25 protein-coding genes are annotated in these 25,670 nt (G+C 71.6%); 4 read left to right on the top strand and 21 right to left on the bottom strand.

Going from position 1 to position 25,670, the window contains the following annotated elements:
- Positions 1-6 precede the first annotated feature (6 nt).
- Positions 7-1,011: a hypothetical protein gene (locus QSK36_RS13885; RefSeq protein ID WP_285782678.1), complete on the bottom strand. Its 1,005-nt coding sequence runs from the start codon at positions 1,009-1,011 to the stop codon at positions 7-9.
- A gap of 125 nt (positions 1,012-1,136) precedes the next feature.
- Between QSK36_RS13885 and QSK36_RS13880 the strand changes: the two genes are divergently transcribed.
- Positions 1,137-1,442, top strand: a complete 306-nt coding sequence (locus tag QSK36_RS13880) for a PLD nuclease N-terminal domain-containing protein (RefSeq protein WP_285782677.1) — start codon at positions 1,137-1,139, stop codon at positions 1,440-1,442.
- 58 nt (positions 1,443-1,500) lie between these two features.
- Here the strand turns inward: QSK36_RS13880 and ccsB are convergent, their stop codons facing one another.
- From ccsB to QSK36_RS13850, 6 genes are all read right to left on the bottom strand, one after another.
- Positions 1,501-2,460 carry a c-type cytochrome biogenesis protein CcsB gene (gene ccsB / locus QSK36_RS13875; protein WP_285782676.1) on the bottom strand — a complete coding sequence of 320 codons (960 nt, stop codon included), beginning with the start codon at positions 2,458-2,460 and terminating at the stop codon, positions 1,501-1,503.
- A gap of 3 nt (positions 2,461-2,463) precedes the next feature.
- A complete protein-coding gene (gene resB / locus QSK36_RS13870; protein ID WP_285782675.1) occupies positions 2,464-4,224 on the bottom strand; it encodes a cytochrome c biogenesis protein ResB in 1,761 nt (586 codons plus the stop codon).
- Positions 4,224-4,955 (bottom strand): cytochrome c biogenesis CcdA family protein, encoded by a 732-nt coding sequence (locus QSK36_RS13865; RefSeq protein WP_139574076.1) that lies wholly within the window; start codon positions 4,953-4,955, stop codon positions 4,224-4,226. The genes resB and QSK36_RS13865 overlap by 1 nt, the downstream gene beginning before the upstream one ends.
- Positions 4,948-5,565 (bottom strand): TlpA family protein disulfide reductase, encoded by a 618-nt coding sequence (locus tag QSK36_RS13860; RefSeq protein ID WP_285782674.1) that lies wholly within the window; start codon positions 5,563-5,565, stop codon positions 4,948-4,950. The genes QSK36_RS13865 and QSK36_RS13860 overlap by 8 nt, the downstream gene beginning before the upstream one ends.
- Before the next feature lie 76 nt (positions 5,566-5,641).
- A complete protein-coding gene (locus QSK36_RS13855; protein ID WP_285782673.1) occupies positions 5,642-6,382 on the bottom strand; it encodes a histidine phosphatase family protein in 741 nt (246 codons plus the stop codon).
- Positions 6,383-6,394: 12 nt separating this feature from the next.
- Positions 6,395-7,303, bottom strand: a complete 909-nt coding sequence (locus tag QSK36_RS13850) for a LysR family transcriptional regulator (protein WP_285782672.1) — start codon at positions 7,301-7,303, stop codon at positions 6,395-6,397.
- 201 nt (positions 7,304-7,504) lie between these two features.
- Here QSK36_RS13850 and QSK36_RS13845 point away from each other — a divergent pair, with 201 nt between their 5' ends.
- A complete protein-coding gene (locus QSK36_RS13845) occupies positions 7,505-8,398 on the top strand; it encodes an EamA family transporter (RefSeq protein WP_285782671.1) in 894 nt (297 codons plus the stop codon).
- Positions 8,399-8,481: 83 nt separating this feature from the next.
- Here the strand turns inward: QSK36_RS13845 and QSK36_RS13840 are convergent, their stop codons facing one another.
- The 6 genes from QSK36_RS13840 to QSK36_RS13815 are packed head-to-tail and all read right to left on the bottom strand — an operon-like array spanning position 8,482 to position 15,023.
- Entirely contained in the window at positions 8,482-9,465 is a 984-nt protein-coding gene (locus QSK36_RS13840) for an ABC transporter ATP-binding protein (protein ID WP_183538723.1), read from the bottom strand.
- Positions 9,462-10,418, bottom strand: coding sequence for an ABC transporter ATP-binding protein (locus QSK36_RS13835; protein ID WP_285782670.1), 957 nt, complete (start codon positions 10,416-10,418; stop codon positions 9,462-9,464). The genes QSK36_RS13840 and QSK36_RS13835 overlap by 4 nt, the downstream gene beginning before the upstream one ends.
- Positions 10,411-11,379, bottom strand: a complete 969-nt coding sequence (locus QSK36_RS13830) for an ABC transporter permease (RefSeq protein WP_285782669.1) — start codon at positions 11,377-11,379, stop codon at positions 10,411-10,413. Before QSK36_RS13830 ends, QSK36_RS13835 begins: the two co-directional genes overlap by 8 nt.
- Entirely contained in the window at positions 11,379-12,407 is a 1,029-nt protein-coding gene (locus QSK36_RS13825) for an ABC transporter permease (RefSeq protein ID WP_183537543.1), read from the bottom strand. The genes QSK36_RS13830 and QSK36_RS13825 overlap by 1 nt, the downstream gene beginning before the upstream one ends.
- Entirely contained in the window at positions 12,404-14,104 is a 1,701-nt protein-coding gene (locus QSK36_RS13820; RefSeq protein WP_285782668.1) for an ABC transporter substrate-binding protein, read from the bottom strand. The genes QSK36_RS13825 and QSK36_RS13820 overlap by 4 nt, the downstream gene beginning before the upstream one ends.
- 16 nt (positions 14,105-14,120) lie before the next feature.
- Positions 14,121-15,023 (bottom strand): proline iminopeptidase-family hydrolase, encoded by a 903-nt coding sequence (locus QSK36_RS13815; RefSeq protein ID WP_285782667.1) that lies wholly within the window; start codon positions 15,021-15,023, stop codon positions 14,121-14,123.
- Between the two features lie 142 nt (positions 15,024-15,165).
- On the opposite strand from QSK36_RS13815, the gene QSK36_RS13810 reads away from it, so the two are divergent.
- The gene (locus QSK36_RS13810; RefSeq protein WP_285782666.1) at positions 15,166-16,071 is read left to right on the top strand and encodes a FadR/GntR family transcriptional regulator; all 906 of its coding nucleotides are present in this window, start codon (positions 15,166-15,168) and stop codon (positions 16,069-16,071) included.
- Here QSK36_RS13810 and QSK36_RS13805 read toward each other — a convergent pair.
- The 8 genes from QSK36_RS13805 to QSK36_RS13770 form a co-directional block, all read right to left on the bottom strand.
- A complete protein-coding gene (locus QSK36_RS13805) occupies positions 16,049-17,431 on the bottom strand; it encodes a leucyl aminopeptidase (protein WP_285782665.1) in 1,383 nt (460 codons plus the stop codon). The genes QSK36_RS13810 and QSK36_RS13805 overlap by 23 nt on opposite strands.
- A gap of 89 nt (positions 17,432-17,520) precedes the next feature.
- Positions 17,521-18,816: a glutamate-1-semialdehyde 2,1-aminomutase gene (hemL, locus tag QSK36_RS13800; protein ID WP_285782664.1), complete on the bottom strand. Its 1,296-nt coding sequence runs from the start codon at positions 18,814-18,816 to the stop codon at positions 17,521-17,523.
- A 45-nt stretch (positions 18,817-18,861) separates the two neighbouring features.
- Positions 18,862-19,506, bottom strand: coding sequence for a bifunctional DNA primase/polymerase (locus tag QSK36_RS13795; protein ID WP_139574070.1), 645 nt, complete (start codon positions 19,504-19,506; stop codon positions 18,862-18,864).
- A 121-nt stretch (positions 19,507-19,627) separates the two neighbouring features.
- On the bottom strand, positions 19,628-20,614 hold the full coding sequence (gene hemB / locus QSK36_RS13790; protein ID WP_285782663.1) for a porphobilinogen synthase: 987 nt from the start codon (positions 20,612-20,614) through the stop codon (positions 19,628-19,630).
- 67 nt (positions 20,615-20,681) lie between these two features.
- Positions 20,682-22,271: a bifunctional uroporphyrinogen-III C-methyltransferase/uroporphyrinogen-III synthase gene (locus QSK36_RS13785; protein ID WP_183537550.1), complete on the bottom strand. Its 1,590-nt coding sequence runs from the start codon at positions 22,269-22,271 to the stop codon at positions 20,682-20,684.
- A complete protein-coding gene (hemC, locus tag QSK36_RS13780) occupies positions 22,268-23,140 on the bottom strand; it encodes a hydroxymethylbilane synthase (RefSeq protein ID WP_221263893.1) in 873 nt (290 codons plus the stop codon). The genes QSK36_RS13785 and hemC overlap by 4 nt, the downstream gene beginning before the upstream one ends.
- Before the next feature lie 35 nt (positions 23,141-23,175).
- Positions 23,176-24,474 carry a glutamyl-tRNA reductase gene (locus QSK36_RS13775; protein WP_285782662.1) on the bottom strand — a complete coding sequence of 433 codons (1,299 nt, stop codon included), beginning with the start codon at positions 24,472-24,474 and terminating at the stop codon, positions 23,176-23,178.
- Positions 24,475-24,499: 25 nt separating this feature from the next.
- Positions 24,500-25,198 carry a redox-sensing transcriptional repressor Rex gene (locus QSK36_RS13770; protein WP_139574065.1) on the bottom strand — a complete coding sequence of 233 codons (699 nt, stop codon included), beginning with the start codon at positions 25,196-25,198 and terminating at the stop codon, positions 24,500-24,502.
- A 193-nt stretch (positions 25,199-25,391) separates the two neighbouring features.
- Here QSK36_RS13770 and QSK36_RS13765 point away from each other — a divergent pair, with 193 nt between their 5' ends.
- Complete coding sequence (locus QSK36_RS13765; RefSeq protein WP_182898128.1) at positions 25,392-25,640, top strand: glutaredoxin family protein; 249 nt, start codon at positions 25,392-25,394, stop codon at positions 25,638-25,640.
- Positions 25,641-25,670 lie beyond the last annotated feature (30 nt).

The raw sequence follows: 25,670 nt of genomic DNA, 5'->3' as shown, positions 1-25,670 counted from the left end.
AATCACCTAGATTCCGTAACGCCGGTTGAAGAAGAGCATGACGTTGAGGGCGGCCCGCGTGTCGCCGCCCAGCATGTCGACCAGGGCCGGACGCTGCCGGGACGCGATCGCCGCGAACGCGTCGGCGAAGAACTCCTTGCACCCCAGGCCGCCGGGCTGCCGGTGGAACGACGAGGCGAACAGCGGCAGGCACTCCTCGTAGAGCGCCGCGAACTCGGGAGAGTCCGAGACCCACTCTCCCGGACCGGCGTCCACGTCGTCCAGCGCGTGTCCGACTTCGTGCATCATCACGTCGGGCGTGGGCGACGGCCGGTCCCCCACCACGATCTTGCGGTCGCCGTACGCGCCGGCGCAGATGTCCCAGGTGGCCCGCCCCGACGGCAGCGGCGCACCGCGCAGGTAGCCCATGTCGTCCAGGTCGGGCACCCCGCCGCGCCCGACGTAGATGCCTTCGAGCCCGATGGCGAGCTTGGTCTTGAGCTGCTCGGGCAGGCTCGCCAGGCTGTCCACGGCCCGTACGGCGTCGGCGGAGGGCGGCCCTTCGGCGGCGTCCCACTCGCGGTACAGGATCCGCTCCAGCGGCCCGCAGTGCCGTCTGCCGTCCCGCAGGTCGGGCGCGTCGGGAGAGTGGGGCGCGGCCCGCGTCGGGAGGTCGTCGAGCTCGAAGTCCCGCCAGGTGTAGTGCGGCCGGTCGTCCGCCACGGGCGCCGTCACGGTGTGGACCCGATCCACCGGCTGCTCCGGCTGCTCCGGCGGCCATCCGGTCCAGTCGGCGCCCCACTGTGCACCCCACTGCGCATCCCACTGTGCGCGACGGCCCTGCGGCCGTTCCGCGGACCGTTCTGTGGGCCGGTCCTGGGTCCGCTCCGCCGTACGGTCGGCGGCCCGGTCGGAAACACGATCGGGAGGGCGTTCGGGGAGGTCAGTACGGCGGTGGGAGGACCAGTAGGGCCCTCGCTGCCACCACCGCGACCCCCGCCGGTGGCGGCCCCTGTCGCCCGGCTCCGCCATCGCACCCCTCTGTCAGGCTCCACGTTCCCGGCATGCCGTGTACCGGTCCACCGTACGATGCCGGGCTGCCCCCGTCACCCCGAAGGCCGACACGATCAGTCACCGGTATGGCTTACCGTGTGGGCATGCCTAGCGTGATTATCGGCCTGGCGCTGCTTGCCCTCTGGCTTTACTGCCTGTTCGACGTGATCACGACCCCCGAGGAGGATGTGCGCAATCTCCCCAAGTTCATGTGGGTCCTTATCGTGATCTTCTTGGCGGACGTGGGCGCGCTGACCTGGCTCCTCGTGGGTCGCCCCCGTGCCCGGCACGCCATGTACGCGGCGGGTGGCGGCGGCCGGTGGACCCAGAGCGCCGACGTGCCCCGCGGCCCCGACGACGACCCCGAGTTCCTGCGCAGCCTGGAGCGGCGCCTGCGCGACGAGGACTAATCCTCCCCCGGACGCCGCCCGTCCCCAGGCGCCCCTCTCCCCCGGGCGCCGCCCGTCTTTACTTGGGCACGTCGGCGTAGGAGTGCAGTCCCGAGAAGAAGATGTTGACGCCGACGAGGTTGAACAGCAGGCAGGCGAAGGCGACCAGCGAAACGATCATCGCGGCCTTGCCGCGCCACCCGGCCGTCGCCCGGGCGTGGAGATAGGCGGCGTAGACCACCCACGTGACGAACGCCCACACCTCCTTGGGGTCCCAGCCCCAGTAGCGGCCCCAGGCCCGGTCTGCCCACAGAGCGCCGGCGATGACGGCGAAGGTCCAGATCGGGAAGGAGATGACGATCGCGCGGTGCGCGACGCGCTCCAAGCCCTCCCTGCTCGGCAGCACCGACGGCCGCCCGTCCTTGCGGATCAGGTAGAGGATCGCGCAGACGCCCGCCAGGATGAACAGCCCGCTGGCCACGATCGCCGCCGTGACGTGGATCGCGATCCAGTAGGAGTGCAGCGCGGGCATCACCGGGCCCGCCTGGACGTGCAGGAACAGCACGGCGAAGCCCAGCCCGAGCGCCGCGGTCACGGTCACGAACGCGCCGAGGAAGCGGATCGGCTGGCGGATCAGCAGCGCGAGGAACGCGGTGACGGCGGCGAAGCAGATGGCCACCACGAACTCGTACATGTTGGCCCACGGCCACCGGTCGACGGCAATGCCGCGGGTGAGGATGCCGCCGAGGTTGCCGGCCCACGCGATCCAGGTGAGGACCACGCCGATCGTTCCCGCCCGGACCGCCCACGCGGCCGGCTGCGGGCCTGAATCCTCCGCCGTGTCCCCGGTCGTGTCCTCCGGCAGCGCGGGACCGCCCGCGCCGACCAGCTGCCGCCGGCGTACGGCCACGACCGTGCGGGCCCGGCCGAATGCGAGATCCAGCGCGTAGCAGATCATCGCGGCGAGATACAGCAGGACGGTGGCCAGGATGAGCTGGTCGCTCAGCGTGGCGAGACTCTCATTGACCTCGGCGGGCATCACTCACTCCTCGTCCGGGCGGGCGCCCGGCGCAGCGTTTCCGGTGGGCGCGTCCGGCGCGACGTGCCCGGTGCTCCCGGGCTCGTCCGGCTCGCCGCCCCGATCGCCGCCCTGGTCACCCGCGGGCGGGTCGCCGCCGTCCGGTTCGCCGACGGACGGGTCGCCGGCGGACGGGTCGTCGGCGAGCGGGTCGCCGCGCAGGGCGGTGACAATCTGGGTGAACTCCTCGGCGAAGGCCGCGCCACCGCCTTCGGTGCGGGTCAATCCTCCCACCGTGACCGTCCCGTCCTTCACCCGCACCCAGACGCGGCGGCGGCGGATCGTGAGAGACAGCACGAGCCCGATCACCGCGGCGGCCGCCGCCAGCAGGGCGGGCTCCCGGCCCGGGTCGTAGGTGATCTGGAGGCTGATCCACTCCTTGACGCCGGTGAACTGGATCTTCCCCGCGCCGTCGGCGAGTTCCTTGGTCTCGCCCACGGTGAGCGGGGCCGGTTGGGCCGACATCTTGCCGAGCGGCTTCAGGTTGGTGGTGTCGAGCTGGTACACCGACTGCGGCTGCCCCGACTTCAGGCCGAGGTCGCCGCCGAACGGGAAGACCTGCACGGTCGGGTTCGCGGCTCCCGGGAAGATCGACACCCAGGCGTCGCCGTTCGGCACGGTCGTGGGCAGGAAGCGCGCCAGGAACCCGAGCTGGGTCGGCTGGGCGTCCGGCACCTTGATCACGCACTCGGACGTGTACGTGGCCTGGTCGTCGGCCAGGCACGGCACCGGGCCGTCGTAGGCCACCTGACCATTGCCGTCGGTCACCCGGAACGTGGGGGCGTAGCCGTGCCCGATCAGGTAAGTCAGCGTGCCGTTCACGTCCAGCGGATCGTTGACCTTGAGGTCCACCTCGCGCGGCGCGGCCGTCGGCGAGTCCTGCACGGTCAGCTTGGCAAGGTAGTCGAGCGGCTGGCCCTGCTTCTCCCCCGCGGCGACGTAGCTGGCCTGGAAGTCCTTCAGGGTGAAGGAGAACGGCTCAAGCGACTCGGCGGTGACCCGGCTGCCGGGCATGAAGCGGTCGTATGCGGCCACGGCGTTGGAGAAGCCGTCGCCCTCCACCACCAGCACGTTGCCGCGGTAGCCGAACAGGCCTCCGGCGCCGACGGCGAACAGCAGCACGAGCAGCGCGACGTGGAACAGGAGGTTGCCCGTCTCGCGGAGGTAGCCCTTCTCGGCCGACACCCAGCCGTCGCCGGTGACCACCCGGAACCGCCTGCGCCTGAGCGCGGCGGCGGCCTCCTCCAGCGTGAGCCCGCCCTCGAACGCCTCGCTGTGCGGCAGGCGCAGGAGGTTGCGCGGCGCGGCGGGCGGGCGGCGCCGGATCTCCTTGATGTGCGTCAGCGCGCGCGGGAACACGCACCCGGCCAGCGAGATGAACAGCAGCAGGTAGATCGCGGCGAACCAGGGCGAACTGAAGACGTCGAACAGCCAGAACCGGTCGAGCCACTTCGCCTGGGTCGGGTTGTTCTTGAAATACTGCGCGACCCGGCCCGGATCGACGCTCCGCTGCGGGTAGATGGACCCGGGGACCGAGCCGAGCGCGAACAGGAACAGCAGGATCAGGGCCGTGCGCATCGAGGTGAGCGTGCGCCAGGTCCAGCGCATCCAGCCGACAGGGCCCAGGCCGACGGGCTTCGTCCGCTCCTGTGCCTGCTGCTCGGCCCGCTCCTGTGCCGTGGGCTCGTCCCGTACGGCGGAGGCGAGATCGTCGGGGGCGCTCATCAGATCACCGGCCTGAAGCCGCCGACCCACACCTGGAGGTGGACGATGATCTCCGACCACTGCCCGGTCACGAGCAGCACGCCGACGGCCACGAGCATCGCGCCGCCGACCTTGGTGATCAGCGGGGTGTGGCGGCGCACCGCCTTGAACGTGTGGAGCGCCTTCCGGTAGGCCAGCCCCGCCAGCACGAACGGCAGGCCGAGGCCCAGCGCGTACGCGAAGGCGAGGGCGGCGCCGCGCAGCGCGCTGCCCTGGTTCACCGAGAGCGTCATCACCACCGCCAGCGTCGGGCCGATGCACGGCGTCCAGCCGAGGCCGAAGACGACCCCGAGCAGCGGTGCCGTAGCGATCCCTGCCGCGGGAAGCCGATGGATGCGCACGTCACGCTGGAGGCCGGGGACGATCCCCACGAAGGCCAGCCCGAGCACGATCGTCACCACGCCGAGAACCCTGGTGATCACGTCGGCGTTGCCGTGCAGCGCCGCGCCGAGGCCGCCGAACAGCGCGCCCCCCAGCACGAACACGACCGCGAACCCGAGCACGAAGAGCGCGCTGCCGAGCACCATCCGGCCCCGCTTCTGGTCGCCACTCATGCCCGTGACGTACGACAGGTAGCCGGGGACCAGCGGCAGCACGCACGGCGAGACGAACGACACGAGCCCGGCGACCGCCGCGATCGGCGCGGCCAGCAGCAGCGACCCGGTCGCGACGGTGCTGCCGAGGTCACTCATCGGTCACCTTGGTGACGGCCGACAGCAGGTCGTCGTACTTGACCGCGCCGAGCGCGCGGGCGGCGATGCGGCCCTGGGCGTCGATGATCAGCGTGGAGGGGATCGCGGCGGGCGGCACCGTGCCCTGGAACTGCAGCAGCACCTTGCCGCTCTGGTCGTAGATGCTCGGGTAGCCGGGCTTGACCGCCCGGTCGTACGCCTGCGCGGACGCCTCGAGGTCCTTGAAGTTGACGCCGAGGAACTCCACGCCCTTGGACTTGGTGGTCGCCGCGATGTCCTTGAGCGTGGGCGCCTCCGCCCGGCAGGGCGCGCACCAGGAGGCCCAGAAGTTCAGCACGTGGACCTTGCCCGCGGTCAGCGAGGCCGTGCCGCCGTCGAGGGTCTGCCCCTCGATCACGGGCGCCTTGTGACGCTGCGCGGCGGCGAAGAACTCGACACGGCCGTCCCCCGCGACGAAGCGCGTGTCGCCGGAGCGGGGCTGGGCCGCCTGGCCGCCCGCACAGCCGGCGAGGGCCGTCGCGGCCACGGCCGCGGCGGCGAGCGCGGTCAGACGCTTGGCGGTGGCGCGGTTGGCGGTCACGCGGTTGGCGGACAGGCGCTTGGCGGACACGGGAGGAGGATCTCCTTGTACTACAACCGGTAGAGCTGTAAGCCTACCGACCGGTGCGGGTGCCCCGTTCGCCGGGTCACACGCCGGGGACGGATCGCGGTCCGGGCGTCTCCTCGTCCTCCGAGCCCGCCCGAAGGGCCTCCGGGAGCGCCTCGTCGGCCTTGTCGAACAGCGCGGCCTCACCCTGCGGCGGCGCACCGGCCCTGAGCAGCGCCCCCGCGGGCTCGCTGTAGCCGACGCTGATGAGCCGATCGCCCTCGAAGGTCAGGCTGGTGAGGCTGGCGAGCGCGCACTGGCGGCGGCGTGGGTCATGCCACAGCCGCCTGCCCTCGGCCGCCAGCCGGATGATCCAGATGGGCAGCTGGTGGCTGACGAGCAGTGCCTCGTGGCCGCGCGCCGCCGCCCGCGCGTCGTCCACGGCCGCCTTCATGCGCGCCACGACCTCGGTGTACGCCTCGCCCCATGACGGACGGAACGGGTTCCTGAAGTGGCGGTAGGAGCGGGGGTCGCGGAAGACGTTGTCGCTCCCGGTCATCCGCAGGCCCTCGAAGACGTTGCCCGCCTCGATCAGCCGCTCGTCGGTCGCCACTTCCAGACCCAAGGCCAGGGCGGCCGGCGCCGCGGTCTCCTGGGCGCGCTCCATGGGCGAGCTCCACACCGCGACGATGTCCCTGCCCTCGACGGCCTTGGCGACGACCTCGGCCATCCGGCGGCCGGTCTCGGACAGGTGGTAGCCCGGCAGCCTGCCGTAGAGGACCCCACGGGGATTGTGAACCTCACCGTGCCGGAGCAGGTGAACGATGGTCATCTCTGTCATGACCTGGACAGCCTACCCGCCGAGCAGCTCTGAGCACGCGGAGCGGAGCGCGTCGGCGGCGGCGCGGATCGCGGGACGCCGGGCGGCGTCGGTGCGCCAGACCGCGTAGATGCGCCGCACCGGCGGCGGCTGGACGGCCAGCACGGCGACGCCCTCGGGCAGCGGTCCCCGGCCCAGCCGGGGGATGAGCGCGCAGCCGTGGCCCTCGGCGACCAGCGCGAGCTGGGTGGGGTACTCGTCGGCCATGCAGACGATCCGCGGCTCCCGCTCCTCGGAACGCAGCAGGAACACCAGGAAGTCGTGACACACCGTGCCGGGGGTCGAGCTGATCCAGTTGTCGCCGGCGAGGTCGCTCAGCCGCACCCGGTCGGCGTTCACCAGGGGGTGGTCGGCCGGCACGACGACGTCGGCGACGTCGTCGAGCAGCGCCGTGCGCGACAGGCCCTCGGGCAGCGCCATCGGCCGGTTGAGCCAGTCCTGCAGGACGGCGAGGTCGAGGTCGCCGCGCGCCAGTTCGCGGATCTGCCGCTCCGGCTCCCTCTCGTAGACGAGCAGGTCGAGATCGGGATGCTGCCTCTTGAGTGTGGTCAGGGCGCGCGGCACGATGCCCCGGGCCGCGGTGGGGAAGGCGGCCATGGTCAGCCTGCCGACCACCGCCCCGCGCAGCGCCTCGAAGTCGGCCTCCGCCGTCTCCACGAGCGCGAGGATGCGCTCGGCGTGCTCGGCGAGCAGCCCGGCGGCGTCGGTCAGCTTGACGCCGCGCCCGTTGCGCTCGATCAGGACGGCGCCGGTCTCCCGTTCGAGCTTCGCGAGCTGCTGGGAGATCGCCGAAGGGGTGACCATCAGCGCCTCGGCCGCCGCGCCCACGGAGCCGTAGACCGACACGGCGTGCAGGGCCTTCAACCGGTTCAGGTCCAACATGTAGACAGTCTAAACCGTGCTGCTTAGAAAAACTTGTTTGCGCTCAACTGTTTAGCGATGCGACGATATAGACATGCGAATCTTCAACAAGCTCTTCACGAAGCCCGCCCGTTCCGAGCAGACCTCCTATCTGGAGACCCTGGCGAGGCAGGCCAGGCAGACCCGCGAGCGCCGTCCCTCGCGCTGATCTCCCGCTGATTCATGCGCCCCCGCCACCTGGCCCTCGCCGTCGCGCTCGCGGCCGTCTGGGGCGTCAACTTCGTCGTGATGCAGACGGGCCTGAAGCACTACCCGCCGCTGACATACGCCGCACTCCGGTTCCTGCTGGCCGCCTTCCCCGCCGTACTGGTCGCCGGAGGGCCGCGCGTGCCCTGGCGGTGGGTGCTGGCCACCGGCGCGTCGCTGGGCGTCGCCCAGTACGGCCTGCTCCTGCTCGGAATGCGCGCCGGGATGCCCGCGGGGCTGACCTCCTTGGTCATCCAGGTGCAGGCGGTGTTCACCGCGCTGTTCGCGACCGCTCTGCTGGGCGAACGGCTCGGCCCTCGGCGGATCGCCGGGATGGCGGTGGCCTTCGGCGGCCTCGGCCTGATCGCGGCCGGTGTCGCCGCGAGGTCGGGGGCGATCCCCTTCGGGGCGTTCCTGCTGTGCGTCGGCGCGGCGGCCGGGTGGGGCCTCGGCAACGTCGCCACCCGCAAGGCCGCGCCGCCCGACTCCCTGCGGTTCATGGTCTGGGTCAGCGCGGTCTCGGCGCCGCCCCTCCTGATGCTTTCCCTGGTGACCGAGGGACCGTCCTCGCTGACGTCGTTCACGGCGGAGGGCGTGGGGGCCGTGCTCTACACCGCGTTCCTGTCCACCCTCGGCGGCTTCGCGGTGTGGGGGTGGCTGCTGGCGCGCTACGACGCCTCGGTGGTCGCGCCGTACAGTCTGCTCGTGCCGGTCTTCGGCATCGCCTCCGCCGCGCTGTTCACCGGAGAGCCGATCTCCCCTCTCACGGTCGCCGCGGGCGCCCTCATCCTCGCCGGGCTCCTGTTCGCCAACTCACGCCCCCGTACGGCTCCCGCCTCCGAAAGGCACCCCCTCCCCGCCTCCCGCTGACCCGACCGGGATCCACCACGGGCACCTGGCGGTGCACGTGCCCTTCCCTTTCGAGGTGGATCTCGATCAGCTGGTGAAGTGAGTCAGACCCCGGCGGCCTGGGCGGCTCCGGGGACATCCGGGAAGTGACAGGCCACCTGACGGCCCGCGACCGGGCGCAGGGCCGGGCGTTCAGTACGGCACCGCGCCTGCGCCACGGGACACCTCGGGTGAAAGGAACAACCGGCCGGCCGGTCGATGGGACTCGGGACGTCCCCGGTGAGCACGACGCGCTCGCGGCGGGACGCTCCCGTGCCGTCGTCGATCTCCGGCACGGCCGACAGCAGGGCGTCGGTGTAGGGATGCGCGGGCGCGGCGTAGAGCTCCTCCGCCTCGGCCACCTCCACGACCTCGCCCAGGTACATCACCGCGATCCGGTCGGACACGTGCCGCACCACGCCGAGGTCGTGGGCGATGAAGACGTACGTGAGGCCCAGCTCCTCCTGCAGGTCGGAGAAGAGGTTGAGCACCTGGGCCTGCACCGAGACGTCCAGCGCCGAGACCGGCTCGTCGGCCACGACCAGCGCCGGGTTCAGCGCGATCGCCCGCGCGATGCCGATGCGCTGGCGCTGCCCTCCCGAGAACTCGTGGGGATAGCGGTCGAGGTGCGCCCTGGTCAAGCCCACCAGGTCGAACAGCTCGGCGACCCGCTTCCTGATCGCCGCCGCGTCGCCGTACTCGTGGATGCGCAGCGGCTCGGCGACGGCGTCGCCCGCCGTGCGGCGCGGGTTCAGCGAGGCGTACGGGTCCTGGAAGACCAGTTGCATGGCGGGACGCAGCGGGCGGAGCGCGCGGCGCGACAGCGTGGTGATGTCCCGGCCCTGGAACTCCACGGTGCCCGACGTCAGGTCGGTGAGCCTGACCAGGCAGCGGCCGAGCGTGGACTTGCCGCACCCCGACTCGCCCACCACGCCGAGCGTCTCGCCGCTCCGGACCTCCAGCGAGACCCCGTTCACGGCCTGTACGGCACGGCCCCGGCCGCCGCGGAAGTGCTTGACCACGTCCGTGGCCTTCAGCAGGGTGCTCAACGCGTCTTCTCCTCTTCCGGCAGCCAGCAGGCGTCCAGATGACCGGCGGTCCCGCTCAGCGGCGGCGCCTCGGCGCACGCGGCGAAGCGGTGGGCGCAGCGGTCGGCGAACGGGCATCCCTGCCCGGCCGCACCCGGCGTGCCGGGAATGGTGGGCAGGCGGCGCACCCGGGGGCCGCTCACGCGCGGCACCGAGTCGAGCAGCCCCCACGTGTACGGGTGGCGGGGGGCGTGGAAGACCTCGGTGCGGCTGCCGCGTTCGACGGCCCGCCCGCCGTACATGACCAGGACCTCGTCGGCGATCTCCGACACCACGCCCATGTCATGAGTGATCATGACGACGGCCGAGCCGTGGTCGGCGCGCAGGCGGCGCAGGAGGTCGAGGATCTGCGCCTGCGTGGTGACGTCGAGCGCGGTGGTCGGCTCGTCGGCGATGAGCAGCGCGGGATTGCAGGACAGCGCCATCGCGATGACGGCGCGCTGGCGCATGCCGCCGGAGAACTCGTGCGGGTAGGCGTCCACACGCTGTTCCGGGGCGGGAATGCCGACCTCGTCCAGGAGCTTGATCGCGCGGTCGCGGGCGGCCCGCCTGGACACCTTCTCGTGTGCGCGGACCTGTTCGGCGATCTGCCAGCCGATCGTGTAGACCGGGGTGAGCGCGGTCATCGGGTCCTGGAAGATCATGGCGATCTCGCGTCCCCGGATGGCCCGCATCTCGGGGTTCTTCAGCGCGAGCAGGTCACGCCCACGGAAGACGACTTTCCCGGAGATCGCGACCCCCGGAGTGCGAATCAGGCCGAGCACGCCGAGCATCGACACGCTCTTGCCCGAGCCTGACTCTCCCACGACGCCCAGTACCTCGCCGGGCCGCACGGAGAACGACAGCCCGTCCACGGCCGTGAAGCCGCCGAAGCGGATACTCAGGTCACTGACCTCGAGCAGTGGTTCAGGCACGGCGCACCCTCGGGTCGAGCCGGGCGTACAGGACGTCCACCACGGCGTTGGCCAGCACGACGAAGAAGGCGGCGTACAGGACCGTGCCCATGATCACGGGCAGGTCGAGGTTCTGCAGCGCCTGGTAGGTGAGCTTGCCGACCCCGGGCAGGCCGAAGACCACCTCGGTCAGCAGCGCCGCACCGCCGACGAGCGCCCCGAAGTCCAGGCCGAACAGCGACACGATCGGGATCAGGGAGCAGCGCAGCGCGTGCCTGATGAGGATCCGCCGCTCCGACAGGCCCTTGGCCCGGGCCGTGCGGACGTAGTCCTCGTTCAGCGCGTTGATCAGTTCGCCGCGCAGCAGCCTGGCGTAGATCCCGGCGTACAGCAGGGCCAGCGTGAGCCAGGGGAGGAGCAGGTGCAGCGCCCATTGGCCGACGCCCTGCGAGAGCGGCGCGTACCCCAGTGGCGGCACCCACGAGAACACCGAGCCGTGCAACTGCTTCTGGGTCACCAGGTTGACGACCTCGCCCAGCCAGTAGACCGGCAGCGAGACACCGAAGACACCCAGCAGCATGACCAGCGGGTCGACCAGGGTGCCGCGCATGGCGCCGGCGAGGGTGCCCATGCCCACCCCGAGGACCATCCAGATCACCGCCGCGCCCACGACGAGCGAGAGCGTGACCGGCACGGCGTCGATGATCTGCGGGATCACCAGCGTGCCCCGGTTCACGAACGAGGTCAGGTCGTGCGAGACGAACAGGTGCTTCATCATCAGCGCGTACTGCACGGGCAGCGGCCGGTCGAACCCGAACGACGCCCGCACCTGGGCCAGCGTGGCCGGGTCGGCGTTCTTGCCCGCGATGCGGGCGGCGGGGTCCACGCCCGGAGTGGCGAAGAAGATCAGGAAGACCAGCACGCTGATCGCGAACAGCACGAGGACGGCGGCGCCGAACCTGCGCAGGATGTAGCCGATCATCAGGCGCCTCCCCGCAGCCGGGCGTTCGGGTCGAGCGCGTCGCGCACGCCGTCGCCGAGCACGTTGAGCGCGACGGCGGTCAGCCCGACGCACAGGCCGGCCCCGATCGTGATCGCCGGCCGGGTGTAGAGCAGGGCGAGGCCGTCGTTGATGATCGTCCCCCAGCTCGCGTCGGGCGACTGCACGCCCACCGACAGGAACGACAGGGCCGACTCCGTCAGCATGTTGAGCGCGGTCATCAGCGGCAGGAACACCACGACCGTGGGCAGCACGTTCGGCAGCACCTCGCGCCGCATGATCCGCAGGTCGGACGCGCCCAGGCCGACGGCCGCGTGCAGGAACTCCTTGTTCCGCAGCGCGATCACCTGGCCGCGCAACGGCCGGGCGACGTACGGCACGTAGATGAGCGCGATGATGACGACGGGGAGGGCGAGGCTGCCCGCGTCGATGTGGATCGGCCCCATGTGGAGTCCGCTGGTGAGCAGCACCACCGACAGGCAGATCGCCAGCAGGTACACGGGGAAGGCCCAGATCACGTCGAAGAAGCGGGAGAGCACGGCGTCGATCCATCCGCCGAAATAACCGGCGAGCACGCCGAGCACGGTGGCGAGCACGCAGCACAGTGCGGCCGAGGACAGTCCGATCATGAGGCTGTTGCGGCCGCCGTACAGGAGCCTGGCCATCACGTCGCGCCCCTGGTTGTCCGCCCCGAGGAAGAAACTGCCCGGATTCCAGGTCGGGCCGATCGGGGTGACGCCGAGGCCGAGGCCCTCGGTGCTCTGGGCGAGGACCGGCACCCGCGCGCCGTTCACGACGGCGGTGCCGGAGGCGTTGGACGTGAAGGGGTCGGTGTGGGCGATCGAGCCGGCGTACACAGGAGCGAGGGCGCAGGCCAGCACGATGAGCACCAGCCCGGCCGCCGCGATCACCGCGGAGCGGTTGCGCGCCAGCCGGCGCAGCGCCTGCCGCCACGGCCCGGCGGACGGCCTCGCCGCCCGCGGGGCCACGGTCTCGACGGCGGCGGTCACTTGACCCACAGCTGGTCGAGCAGCGCGTGGAACTGCGCGTGGAACTGGTAGTCGCCGACGTTCTTGGACACGAAGTCGATCTGCTTGGGGTTGAACAGCGGGATGATCGGGCCCTTCTGCATGAGCTCCCTGTCGATCTCGCCCCAGAGCTTGCCCGACGCCGCGGGGTCGGTCTGGTCCAGCTTCATGGCCTGGGCGATCTTGGCGTCGGCGTCCTTGTCGCAGAAGCCGGAGATGTTGATGCTGGAGTCGCTGCCCGGGTGGTACGACGCGCAGGAGAGCAGGACGTTCAGGAAGTTGGAGGCCGCCGGGTAGTCCGCGTACCACTGCGAGACGCTGAGCTGCACCTTGTTCTTGCTGTTCTGGATGTAGGTGAACTGGATGTTGGTCGAGATGACCTTCACCTTGGCCTGGTAGCCGATCTGCTCTAGGACGCTCCTGGCGTACTCGCCGATCTGCTTGCTCACGTCGTCGTCGGCGACCACGATGGACACCTCCTGGCCGACCGTGCCCGACTGCTGCACGAGCTGCTTGGCCTTGGCCAGGTCCTGCTGCGGGAAGTCGCAGAAGTCGGCATGGCCGGGGAAGGACGGCGGCAGGATGGTGCAGGCCGGCTGCGCCAGATTCGCCCCGCCGAACATCTTGACCAGCGCGTTCTTGTCGAACGCCCACTGGAGCGCCTGCCTGGCCTCCAGCTTGTCGAACGGCGCGAGGTTGACGTTGACCGGGATGTACCAGAAGGCGGCGAGCGGGCTGACGTGCGCCTGCTGCTCGTACGACGTGCCGATCTCGGTGAGCCGGTCGGCGGGCAGCGGGTCGAAGATCCAGTCGGCCTGTCCGTTCTCGACCGCGGTGACCGCCGCTTCGGAGGTGAGGCCGTAGCTGTAGTCGATCTCGTCGGGATATCCCTGCGGCTGCGCGTCCCGCGACCACTCCGTGAAGTTCGGGTTGCGCACCAGCTTCATCAGCTGGTTCGGGTTGTACGACTCCACCTTGTACGGCCCGGTGCCGGGGATCGGGGTGGTGCCCTGGTCCTTGGCCGGGGTGCCCTTGGGCAGCACGAAGGCGTGCGGGAGGGCGAGCTTCTGCAGGAACTCCGAGTCGGGCGCGACCAGGTTGATCGTCACGGTGTTCGCCGCCGCGTCGGCGACCACGCCCTTGCCGAGGGTGCAGCCCGCGGGCTTCTTCACGCATTCGGCGGCACCGACGATGCCGGAGTAGAAGGTGCCGGACGTGGGCCCGGAGACCCGGAAGATCCGCTGGAACGACGCCACGACGTCGTCGACCGTGACCGGGTCGCCGTTGCTGAACTTGACGCCCGTGCGCAGCTTGAAGGTGTAGGTCTTGCCGTCCGCGCCGACCTGCGGCATCTCCTCGGCGAGGTCGGGGACGATGTCGTACGCCGCCTTGCCGCCGACCTTGCGGAAGGACACCAGGCCGTCGTAGAGGGCCTGGAAGATCTGCCACTGACCGTTGCTGTAGTTGATGTGCGGATCGAGGGTGCCGTCGCCCGCCTTGGCCAGCAGGCGGAGCGTGCCTCCCTTGTGCTGCTCCTGGAACCCGGCCGCGGCCTGGGTGGTCTGCCCGGTCGTGCCGGCCCCCGAGGCGGTGGCGGCGCCGTCGTCGCCGCCTCCCGAGCAGGCGGCGACGCCCGCGGCCAGCAGTGCGGCGCCGGCGATGGCGGTGATGCGCTTCATCTGGAGTCCCTCACGATCAGTCGGTGAAGTCGAGGAAGTCGCCGACGATCTGGAGGTAGCGTTCTTCCTCCTCGATGTGCGGCATGTGACTGGAGTGCTCGAACAGCTCCCAGCGGACGTCGGGGATCCGGTCCGCGAAGGGCTGGACGGTGCGAGGGGTCGCCTCGTCGTGCCGACCGGAGACGAGCAGGGTGGGTGCGGCGATCCGGTCGAGCCTGTCGACGACGGACCAGTCCTTCAGCGTGCCGACGACATGGAACTCGCTCGGCCCGTTCATGGTGTGGTACACCGTCGGGTCCGCGGCGGTCTTGGCGTCGCTGGCGAGCACCTCCGGCGGGTTGGGCACGATCGTGCAGACGTGCCGCGCGTTGAACACCTTCTCGGCCGCCCGGTACTCGTCGCTGTCCGTGGTGCCCGCCGCCTCGTGCTCGCGGAGGGTGCGCTCCACGTCCGGCGGCAGCGCCGACCGCAGCCGGTCACACTCCTCGCGCCACAGCCGCATCGAGGCGGGTGAGTCGGCGACGACCAGGCCGCGCAGCCCGGACGGCGCGCGCACGGCGTGCTCGGCGGCGAGCATCCCGCCCCAGGACTGCCCGAGCACGTGGTAGCGGCCGGCGATGCCCAGGTGGGCGAGCAGGTTGTCCAACTCGTCGAGGAAGAGCCCGACGGTCCAGAAGCCGGCGCCCTTCTCGGGCAGATGGGTGGAGAGCCCGACGCCGATCTGGTCGTAGTGCACGACGGCCCGTCCGCGCTCGGCGAGGCGGGCGATCCGCAGGGTGTAGTCGTGGGCCGCTCCCGGCCCTCCGTGCAGCACGACGAGGGGTGCCTTGGGCGCCGCCAGGTCGCCGGTCACGCGATACCAGGTATGCCACTCACCGAAGGGCGCGAGGCCCTGCGCGGTCGGTTCGGGGATGGCCAACGCACAGCTCCGAGGGAGACGGGGTGGAAGAGATGTCGCCAGATGGGACAGATGTCCGTTGTGTGGACAGCATATGGATAAATGGCCTGGACACAAGACCTTTTTTGGAATCCGCTGGTTGGGTAAGGTGCGGATCACCGCTGTGCCCGCGAGAAAGGACCTTTCCCTGACTTCCCGGACCCCCGCCGAGGACCCGTCGCCCGCGCATCGCGAGCCCCCACGGCGCATCCCCCCACAGGAGCCCGGCGCCGACTCCCCCACAGACGACCTGTCCCGCGTACTCGGCCAGGTGCTCGACGGCGGCCGGTCGTCCGATGTGCTCGGCCCGGTCCGCGTGCCCTCGGTGGCGACCGAGGTGGCCGACCGCCTCATGACCGCCGTCGCGATCGGCGACTACCTGCCCGGCCAGCGCCTGCCCGGCGAGCGCGAACTGGCGGCCCTGCTCGATGTCAGCCGGGCCACGATCCGCGAGGCCATCGGACGCCTGCAGGCCGTCGGACTGATCGAGATCAGGCGCGGCCGCACCGGCGGGGCCTACGTCCGCACCGGCTGGACCGAGGCGACCGCCGCCGCCGTCAGGCGTACGCTCGTGCCGCGCTGGCCCGAGCTTGAGCAGCTCTTCGACCTCCGGGGACTGGTCGAGGGCATGGCGGCCAGGACCGCCGCGCGGCGCCGTACGGACGAGGACCTGGCGGCGATGCGGGCCGCGCTCGACGCGTACGCCGGGGCGGCCACCCTACGCGAGGAGCAGGAGGCCGACGCGGCGTTCCACGCGGCCGTGGTGACGGCCGCGGGCAACCCCCAGATCAACGCGCTCAGCCGCGACCTGCTCATGAGGGTCAGCCTCGGCTTCCCCACGGAACCGTACGGCGACGACGACCCGGAGGCCTACCAGCAGGCCCTGAGCGAGCACCGCGCGCTGTACGAGGCGATCTCCGCGAGGGACGCCGAAGGCGCGGGGTCCATCGCGGAGCGCCACTTCACCATGACCGCGGACGTGATCCGGACGATGTTCGAACGCGGACTCAACGACTCTCGAGATAGCTGATCAGGGTCCTGACCATCGCGCCGGTGGCCCCCACGGGGCCCAGGTCGGTGGCCCTGTCCAGGTAGGCCGTGGCCGCGAAGTCCAGGTGCGCCCACGGGACGCCGCCGGCGAAGTTCTCCAGGAACAGCGCGGCCAGGATCACGTCGGCGTGCTCGCCGCCGTCGTTCTTGAAGTCGGCCACGTCGGACCTGATCCGCTCCAGGTACGGCCGCCACAACGGCATCTCCCACAGCGGCTCGCCCTGCGCCTCGCCCGCCGCCGTGAGCGCGCCGAGCAGCGCGCGGTCGTTGCCGAGCACGCCGGTGATGTCCTCGCCGAGCGCGTGCATGACCGAGTAGGTGAGGGTGGCCACGTCGATGATCGCGTCCGGCCGCCGCTCGGCGAGGTAGGCCAGGGCGTCGGCCAGCACCAGCCGCCCCTCGGCGTCGGTGTCGGCGACCTCGGTGGTGACGCCGTTGCGGTGCCGCAGGACGTCGCCTGGGCGCGTCGCCGAGCCGCTGACCATGTTCTCCGCCGCCGGGACCACCGCGACCACGCCGGTCGGCAGGCCGAGCCTGGCCGCCGCCCGGACCACCGCGAGCATCGTGGCGCCGCCCGCCATGTCGCTCTTCATCGTCGACATGGCCTTCAGGCTCTTGATCCCGAGGCCGCCCGCGTCGAAGGTGATGCCCTTGCCCGCCAGGCCGACGACACCGCTCTTCCCGTCGCCGGGGTAGCTCACCTCGATCAGGCACGGCGGGTTGGCGCTGGCCGCGCCGACGCCGAGGATGCCGCCGAAGCCGCCCTCGCGCAGTTCGTCGGCCGCGAGGACGCGGGCGTCCAGCCCCGCCTCCTCGGCCATCTCCACCGCCCGGCGGGCCAGGGTCATCGGGACCAGGTCGCCGGCCGGGGTGTTGACCAGGTCGCGGGTGAACGTCACCGCCTCGGCCACCACCTCGGCCCGCGCGACCGCCTCGGCGTCCTCGGGACCCAGCAGGAGCAGCCGCTCGACGGCCCGGCTCTCCGGGGCGCTCTTGTAGCGGTCGAAGCGGTAGCCGCCCAGGCGCACGCCCTCGACCACCGCCCCCGGGTGCGGCAGGGCGACCGCGACCGTGGCGAAGTCCGCCATCCTGGGCGCCGCGTGCCCCACCGCCCGCCGTACGGCGCGTTCGTCGGCGTCCGGTTCGAGTCCGACGAGCAGCACGGCGCCCGCATGGAACGGGTCTCCGGCACGCCGCGGCAGCAGGAGCTCCTCGCCCGGCCGTCCGGCGAACCCGGCGAGCTGGATCTCGATACCGAGACCGGGGGCGGCGGACGCGGGCAGGACGAGGAGGTCGGCACCAACCTCTGCGGGCGCGTGCGGGGAGAAGGACACCTCCACGAGGCACTCCTAACGGGGGAAGTTCAAAATGGTCCGTTGAGTGAACCATAAAAACTTCCCCGTTGGCCACAGTGGATGTGCGCCGTGACTCAGACCCCGGCGGCCTGGGCGGCGGCCTTGGCGGCCAGGGGCAGGGCCTCGGCCACCCGGGTGAGCGCGTCGTCGTCGTGGGCGGCCGACAGGAACCACGCCTCGTACGCCGACGGCGGCAGGTAGACGCCCTGGTCGAGCATGCTGTGGAAGAACGCGCGGTACGCGTCGGTGTTCTGCGTCCGGGCCGAGTCGAAGTCGGTGACCGGGGTGTCGGTGAAGAAGATCGAGAAGAGGTTCCCGGCCCGCTGGAGGCGGTGCGGGACCCCGGCGGCGGCCAGCGCGTCGGAGGCGGCCCTGCCGATGACCAGCGCGGACGCGTCGATCCTGTCGTACACGTCGTCGTCGCAGGCGTCCAGCGTGGCCAGCCCGGCCGCGCAGGCGAGCGGGTTGCCCGACAGCGTGCCGGCCTGGTAGACGGGCCCCTCGGGGGCGAGGGCGGCCATGACCTCCGCCCGCCCGCCGAACGCGGCGGCCGGCAGACCGCCGCCCATGACCTTGCCGAACGTCATGAGGTCGGCCTCGACGGGGTCGAGGCCGTACCAGCCGGAGGCGGACACGCGGAACCCGGTCAGCACCTCGTCGATGATCAGCAACGCGCCGTGCTCGGTGCACAGCTCGCGCAGGCGCCGGTTGAAGCCGTCGGCGGGCGGCACGACGCCCATGTTCGCCGGGCACGCCTCGGTGATCACGCAGGCGACCTCGAACGTGCGGAACGCCTCCTCGACCGCCTCGACCGAGTTGTACGGCAGGACGATCGTGTCGGCCGCCGAGGCGCCGGTGACGCCGGGGGTGTCGGGCAGGCCGAAGGTGACGACCCCGGACCCGGCCGAGGCCAGCAGCGCGTCCACGTGCCCGTGGTAGCAGCCGGCGAACTTCACGACCTTCGCCCGCCCGGTGAAGCCGCGGGCCAGCCGTACGGCGGACATGGTGGCCTCGGTGCCGGAGCTGACCAGGCGGACCTTCTCGACGGGGGCGACCCGGGAGACGATCTCCTCGGCGAGCAGGACCTCGCCCTCGGTCGCGGTGCCGAACGAGAAGCCGCGCGAAAGGGCCTCCTCCAGGGCCTCCACGACGGCGGGGTGGCGGTGGCCGAGAATCATCGGGCCCCAGGAGCACACCAGGTCGACGTAGCGGTTGCCGTCCACGTCGGTGATGTACGGCCCCTCGCCGGAGGCCATGAAGCGGGGCGTGCCGCCCACGGCGCCGAAGGCGCGCACCGGCGAGTTGACGCCGCCGGGAACGATCCGGCGGGCGCGGTCGAACAGGTCCTCGGAGGTCTGCGTGCGAGTCACGCCCTCCAGATTACGGGCCCACCCGCGCGGAGCCCCTACCGGGAACTACTCGCAGAAGTCGGCGAGCAGGTCGAGCACGCGCAGCGGGTCGGGCAGCGGACGCCCGTCGGGCGGCCTGATCCAGCTCACGACCCCGCCCGAGGGCGTGGTGGACGGCGGCGCGAGCACGTAGCTGTCCCGGCAGTGCCAGCGCAGCCCCGGCGTGCTGTCGATCGTCTCGGGTCCCGCGTCCAGGCTGCAGGACCACCACTCGTCCTCGTCCTCGGGCGCCCCACGCGTGGCCACGAAAAAAAGCACCCGGTCGCCGTTCTCGGCGACCGGGCCCGTGTCGAAGCCTGCGGCGTCCATGGCGGCCAGGGCGGGACGGCCCGCCGAGGCCGGTACGTCGAACACGTCGAACACCCTGCCGGTGGGCAGGATCACGTTCGCGTCCGGATCCTGTTTCCACCACCGCGTGAGCAGCGCCGTGTCCGTCGTGGCCTGCATCTGCCACGCGGGCGACAGCGGGTGCATGCCGGGGTCGGGACAGCCGACCCGGTCGCAGGAGCACGCCCTGCCTCCCTCGCTCAGCGGGTGGGCGCCCATACAGCTCGCCCAGCCCAACTGCGCGTACTCGAGCACCGACGTCATCTTGCGCGGCGCGTGATGCGCACGCCGTTTCGCACGTCGGGCCAGCGGTACCCCCACCATGGCGCTCCTCCCCACAAGCGTCACACCCGCTGCCCTCCTGCGATACGCAAGATGCTCGCGGTACGTACCTGATAATGCCTTCTGCCCGATTGCGGCTTGGCAGGACCCCCCTGATGAGGTGTCAGGATAGTCCGCGGGCGACCTCGGTGGCCCAGTAAGTGAGGATCATGTCGGCACCGGCGCGGCGGATCGCGATCAGCGACTCCATGATCACCCGCTCCCGGTCGATCCAGCCGTTGGCCGCCGCCGCCTCGACCATCGCGTACTCGCCGCTGACCTGGTAGGCCGCGACCGGCACCTCGACGGTGTCGCGCACCTGCCGCAGGATGTCGAGGTAGGCGAGGGCGGGCTTGACCATGACGGCGTCCGCGCCCTCGGCCAGGTCGAGGCGCACCTCGCGCAGCGCCTCGCCGATCGGACCGGCCGGGTCCTGCTGGTAGGCGCTCCGGTCGCCGAACTGCGGCGCGCACTCCGCGGCGTCGCGGAACGGCCCGTAGAACCCGGAGGCGTACTTGGCGGCGTACGCCAGGATCGGGATCTCGGCGAAGCCGGCGGCGTCGAGGGCCGCCCGGATGGCGCCCACCTGGCCGTCCATCATGCCGCTGGGCGCGATCATCTTGGAGCCGGCCGCCGCCTGCGCGACCGCCGCCGACGCGTAGCGCTCCAGCGTCGCGTCGTTGTCCACCTCGCCGTCGGCCGTCAGCAGGCCGCAATGGCCGTGGTCGGTGTACTCGTCCAGGCAGGTGTCGGTCATCAGCACCAGCGCGTCGCCCAGGTCGGAGGCGAGGTCGCGCAGCGCCACCTGGACGATGCCGTCCGGGTCGTCGGCGCCCGAGCCCCGGGCGTCCTTGTGCGCGGGAATCCCGAACAGCATGATCCCGCCCACGCCGGCCTCGGCCGCCTCGTGGGCCGCCTTACGCAGCGACTCGCGGGTGTGCTGGACGACCCCGGGCATGGAGCCGACCGGCTGCGGCTCGGCGATGCCCTCCTTGACGAACATCGGCAGGATGAACTCGGCCGGGTGCAGCCGCGTCCCCGCGACCATCCGGCGCATCGCGGCGGTACGGCGCAGCCGCCGGGGCCGCGCCACCGGGTATTGGGCGTTCACAATGGTCTCCCCGCTCCGGATCGCGCAGGCCCGCCGGATGTCCCCGGCGGGCCGCATGCGAATCAGTTCATTTCACGCGTCGCCGCGCGCCCCTGCGCATCTGGGACGGACGACGGGGCACCTCGCCCGCCGAGACGGCGGCGTGCCGCATCTTGGCACCATAGTCCGCCAGCGCGGCGGCGAGAGCCGAAGCGGACGGCTTGTCGGCCATCACGTCGACCCGCAGGCCGAACTCCTCGGCCGTCTTCGCCGTCTGCGGACCGATGACCGCGATCACCGTGACGTTGTGCGGCTTTCCCGCGATGCCGACGAGGTTCCGCACGGTCGAGGACGAGGTGAACAGCACGGCGTCGAATCCGCCGCCCTTGATCGCCTCGCGGATCGGGGCGGGCGGCGGCGCGGCGCGCACGGTCCGGTAGGCCGTCACGTCGTCGCACTCCCAGCCGAGCTGGGTCAGCCCCGCCACCAGCGTCTCGGTCGCGATGTCGGCCCGCGGCAGCAGCACCCGGTTGATCGGGTCGAGCATCGAGTCGTACGGCGGCCACTCGGCCAGCAGGCCCTCGGACGACTGCTCGCCCGTCGGCATGAGGTCGGGCTTCACGCCGAACTCCACCAGCGCCCGCGAGGTGGCCTCGCCCACGGCGGCGACCTTGAGCCCGGCGAACGCCCGGGCGTCCAGGCCGTACTCCTCGAACTTCTCACGCACCGCCTTGACCGCGTTGGCGCTGGTGAAGGCGACCCACTCGTAGCGGCCGGTCACCAGGCCCTTGATGGCGCGGTCCATCTGCTGCGGCGTGCGCGGCGGCTCGACGGAGATCGTCGGCACCTCCTCGGGCACCGCGCCGTACGAGCGCAGCTGCTCCGACAGCCCCTTGGACTGCTCCTTGGTGCGCGGCACGAGCACCCGCCAGCCGAACAGCGACTTGGTCTCGAACCAGGACAGGCGGTCGCGCATGCCGACGGCGTCGCCCACCACGACCAGCGCGGGCTCGGTCATCCCGGCGTGCTTGAGGTCGGGACCGAGCCGCCCGAGCGTGGAGACCACCGTGTACTGCTCGGTGGTCGTGCCGTCGCTGGTCACCGCCACCGGCGTCGAGTCGGGCTTGCCGCCCGCGATCAGCGCCTTGCTGATCGGGACCGCGTCCGCGACGCCGTTGTAGATCACCAGCGTGCCCTCGCACGCGGCGTGCTTGGCCCAGTCGTCCACCTGCGCGGCGTCCACGATGCGGAACTCCGGCACCGACGCCGCCGGCGGGATGCCGGCGTACGTCAGCACGGCCGTGGCCGGCGGCACGCCGGGCACGATCTCGAAGTCCACGTCCGCCTTGGCACAGGCGGCCACCTCGTCGGTGACGGAGGAGAAGAAGGACGGGTCGCCCGAGCACAGCCGCACGACCGTGCGGCCCGCCTTGGCGGTCTGGATGGTCTTCAGCGACACCGAGTTCTCCGCCGCGTCGGCGGAGATGTCCACGACCTCGGCGTCCTCACGGCAGTGGCGCAGCAGCGCGCCGTACGCCTGCCGGTCGAGCACGACGACGTCCGCCCTGCCCAGCAGGTCGGCGCCGCGCAACGTGAGCAGGTTCTCGTCACCGGGGCCGGCGCCGACGAAGGCGACGAACCCGGACCGGGTCTGCGTGCTGTGATTCGCGGGGCTCAACGGGCCTGCTCCCCCATCAACGTGTCGGCCCCCTCGGCGATCATGGCTGCCGCGAGTTCGCGGCCCATCTCCACGGCCGTCGTAGAGGGTCCGGAGGCGGACTTGCGCACCGACCGTGCGCCGTCGACGGCGACGACGGTGGCGGTCAGATTGAGAATGTGCCCGTCACCGGAGGCGAAAGCACCTACCGGGGCCGCGCAACCGGCCTCGAGGGCGGCGAGCACCGAGCGCTCGGCGTCCACCGCGGCCCGCGTCGGCGGGTCGTCGACGGCGCGCAGCAGCTCGATGAGATCGTCACGGTCGGCCAGGCACTCGACGGCGAGGGCGCCCTGCCCGGGAGCGGGCAGCATCTCGTCGACCTCGAACACCTGGGCGATCTCCCCGTCCCGGCGGATCCTGACCAGCCCTGCGGCGGCCAGCACGATGGCGTCGAGCTCGCCCGACGTCACCTTGCCGATGCGGGTGTCCGCGTTTCCCCTGATGGGGACGTAGTCGAGATCCGGCCGGAGCAGGCGCAGCTGGGCCACCCGGCGCGGTGAGCCGGTGCCGACGCGGGCGCCGGCTGGCAGGTCGTGCAGCTTGACCGGGCCGACGAGCGCGTCGCGCGGGTCGTCCCGCAGGGTGATCGCGGCCATCGCGATCCGCTCGTCCGGCTTGGTCGGCAGGTCCTTCAGCGAGTGGACCGCGAAGTCGACCTCGCCGGCGAGCAGCCGGCCGCGCAGGTCGTTGACGAACACGCCGGTGCCGCCGAGCTGGGTCAGGTGGGCCCGGGACACGTCGCCGAACGTGGTGACGCCGACGAGCTCCACCTCCCGGCCGGTCAGGGCGGTCAGCCGGTCGGCGACGATCTGCGACTGCGTGGTCGCCATCAGGCTCTTGCGGGTGCCGAGCCGCAGGGGGACGGTCACTGTTCCACCTCCAGGCTCGCGACGGCTTCGGGCTTCTTCGGGTCGAGGCCGAACAGCTCGCGCAGCGCCTCCGCGTACTGGTCGCCGCCCGGGGATGCGGCCAGTCGCTTGACCCGTACGGTCGGCTCGTGGAGCAGCTTGTCCACGACCCGCCGCACAGTCTGGGTGATCTCGTCGCGCATCCGCCCGTCGAGGTCCGGCAGGCGGGACAGCAGCCGGCCCATCTCCGTCTCGACCACCCCGGCGGCCTTGCTGCGCAGGGCCACGACCGTGGGGGTGACGAGCGCGGCGCGCGCCGCGTCGAGGTAGGCGGCGACCTCCTCGGCCACGATGCGCCTGACCTCGCAGATCGCCTCGGCCCTGCCGCCGTCGGAGACGTCGTCGCCCACGCCGTCCTGCTGCATCGACTTCAGGTCGACCAGCGTCACGCCGGGCAGGTCCCGTACGCCGGGGTCCACGTCGTGGGGCAGCGCGAGGTCGAGGATGAACAGCGGCCTGTCGCGGTCCCCGATCGTCTCCGGAGTGATGGTGCGGGTTCCGGCGCCGACGCAGGAGATGACCAGGTCGGCCTCCGCCAGCTCGGCGGGGACATCGGCCAGGTCCGCGGCCCGCCCGCCGACCGTCTCCGCGAGCCGTTGCGCCCGCTCGCGGGTGCGGTTGGCGATGACGATGTCGGTCACGCCCGCGCGGGACAGCGTCGCGGCGGACAGCGAGCTCATCGAGCCGGCGCCCACGACCAGGGCCCGCCTGCCGGTGATCGGGCCGAGCACCCGCTCGGCGAGCGTCAGCCCCACCCCGACCAGCGACGCGCCGGCCCGGTCGATGCCCGTGTCGGCGTGCGCGCGCTTGCCCACGCGCAGCGCGTGCTGGGCCAGCTCGTTGAGCGTGGTCCCGGCCGTGCCCTCCTCCTGCGCCAGGCGCAGCGCGGTCCGGATCTGGCCGAGGATCTGCCCCTCGCCGATCACCATGGAGTCGAGCCCGCAGGCGACGGTGAACAGGTGCTGGACCGCCCGGTCCTCGTAGTGCACGTACAGGTGCCGCGCGAGCATCTCCTGCGGCAGGCCCGAGTGCGCGGCGAGCATGTTCGTCACCGCGGTGACGCCGCCGTGGAACCGGTCGACCACGGCGTAGACCTCGACGCGGTTGCACGTCGAGACGACCAGCGCCTCGGACACGTTCTCGTCGGACTGCACGTCGTGCAGCAGCTTGACGAGCGCGTCCCCGCTGACCGTGACACGTTCGAGCAGCGCGACCGGCGTGGTCCGGTGGCTCAGGCCGACGACGAGGACACTCATGAGCTCGCTCCGATCGATGGCTCACTCACATGACCACCCCGTCCGGCCACTCCTCGGCCATGATGGGCCCTCCATTAGCCTTGCGCTGCTCGTGGAACGCAAGTATCTGCAGTTCGATGGATAAATCGACTTTACGGACATCCACGCCGTCAGGCACAGCCAAGACGACGGGGGCGAAGTTCAAAATACTGGTGACACCGGCCGCGATGACACGGTCGCAGACCTGCTGCGCCGCCGTGGCGGGGGTGGCGAGCACCACGATCGAGACTCCGCGCTTCTTGATCACCGACTCCAGCTCGTCGGCGTGCTCGACGACCAGACCCGCGATGCGATCGCCCACGACGTGCGGATCCGCGTCCAGCAGGCCCGCGATCCGGAACCCGCGCGAGGCGAACCCGCCGTAGTTGGCCAGCGCCCGGCCGAGGTTTCCCACGCCGACGATGGCCACGGCCCAGTCCTGAGTGAGACCAAGCTCACGCGATATTTGGTAGATGAGGTACTGCACGTCGTAGCCCACGCCCCGGGTGCCGTACGACCCGAGGTGGGACAGGTCCTTGCGGAGCTTGGCGGAGTTCACCCCGGCGGCGAGCGCGAGATCCTCCGAGCTCACCGTCGCCGTGCCCCGTTCGGCCATCCCGTTGAGTGCGCGCAGATAGAGCGGCAACCTCGCCACCGTGGCGTCGGGGATGCCGCGGTCGCGGGCCTGCGGGATACGGCGGATCACTTGCCGGGGCTCCAGGGGGACGGACGGCCGGTTGCGCCCCCGGCCGCATAGCGGATGCGACGGATGAGTACCAGGCTAGTGCCTTTGTGAAGCTATGCACAAAGTCGATCGTGCGGCTTCCCTCGCACTCAAGGGTCCCAGGAGGGGGCGGCGGTCTCCATTCCGGGCCGGAGGGATCGCGATAATCGAGAGCATGGCCCCTCGAGACCACCGGATCACGCTGCTCGGCAAGCCCGGCTGCCATCTGTGCGACGACGCCCGAGCGGTGATCGAGCGCGTGGCCGCAGAGCTGGGCGTCCCCTGGGAGGAACGCGACATCACCGCCTCGCCGGAGGACCAGGCCGAGTACTGGGAGATGATCCCTGTCGTGCTGATCGACGGCGTGCAGCACGACTACTGGCGGGTCAACGAGAACCGCCTCCGCGAGGCCCTGCAGCGCTGAGGCCGGAGTCGTCGCGGCCACCCTGATCCG

Source organism: Microbispora sp. NBRC 16548 (assembly GCF_030268985.1).
Taxonomy (GTDB): Bacteria; Actinomycetota; Actinomycetes; order Streptosporangiales; family Streptosporangiaceae; genus Microbispora; species Microbispora catharanthi.
Note: the sequence above shows the minus strand (reverse complement) of the source record. Positions and strands in the feature narration are given on the sequence as shown.

What these genes read in the sequence shown, in the direction of transcription:
- QSK36_RS13885 (WP_285782678.1), bottom strand. Translation starts at nt 1,011, where the DNA reads ATGGCGGAGCCGGGCGACAGGGGCCGCCACCGGCGGGGGTCGCGGTGG.
- QSK36_RS13880 (WP_285782677.1), top strand. Translation starts at nt 1,137, where the DNA reads ATGCCTAGCGTGATTATCGGCCTGGCGCTGCTTGCCCTCTGGCTTTAC.
- ccsB (WP_285782676.1), bottom strand. Translation starts at nt 2,460, where the DNA reads ATGCCCGCCGAGGTCAATGAGAGTCTCGCCACGCTGAGCGACCAGCTC.
- resB (WP_285782675.1), bottom strand. Translation starts at nt 4,224, where the DNA reads ATGAGCGCCCCCGACGATCTCGCCTCCGCCGTACGGGACGAGCCCACG.
- QSK36_RS13865 (WP_139574076.1), bottom strand. Translation starts at nt 4,955, where the DNA reads ATGAGTGACCTCGGCAGCACCGTCGCGACCGGGTCGCTGCTGCTGGCC.
- QSK36_RS13855 (WP_285782673.1), bottom strand. Translation starts at nt 6,382, where the DNA reads ATGACAGAGATGACCATCGTTCACCTGCTCCGGCACGGTGAGGTTCAC.
- QSK36_RS13850 (WP_285782672.1), bottom strand. Translation starts at nt 7,303, where the DNA reads ATGTTGGACCTGAACCGGTTGAAGGCCCTGCACGCCGTGTCGGTCTAC.
- QSK36_RS13845 (WP_285782671.1), top strand. Translation starts at nt 7,505, where the DNA reads ATGCGCCCCCGCCACCTGGCCCTCGCCGTCGCGCTCGCGGCCGTCTGG.
- QSK36_RS13830 (WP_285782669.1), bottom strand. Translation starts at nt 11,379, where the DNA reads ATGATCGGCTACATCCTGCGCAGGTTCGGCGCCGCCGTCCTCGTGCTG.
- QSK36_RS13820 (WP_285782668.1), bottom strand. Translation starts at nt 14,104, where the DNA reads ATGAAGCGCATCACCGCCATCGCCGGCGCCGCACTGCTGGCCGCGGGC.
- QSK36_RS13795 (WP_139574070.1), bottom strand. Translation starts at nt 19,506, where the DNA reads ATGGTGGGGGTACCGCTGGCCCGACGTGCGAAACGGCGTGCGCATCAC.
- hemC (WP_221263893.1), bottom strand. Translation starts at nt 23,140, where the DNA reads ATGGCGACCACGCAGTCGCAGATCGTCGCCGACCGGCTGACCGCCCTG.
- QSK36_RS13775 (WP_285782662.1), bottom strand. Translation starts at nt 24,474, where the DNA reads ATGAGTGTCCTCGTCGTCGGCCTGAGCCACCGGACCACGCCGGTCGCG.
- QSK36_RS13765 (WP_182898128.1), top strand. Translation starts at nt 25,392, where the DNA reads ATGGCCCCTCGAGACCACCGGATCACGCTGCTCGGCAAGCCCGGCTGC.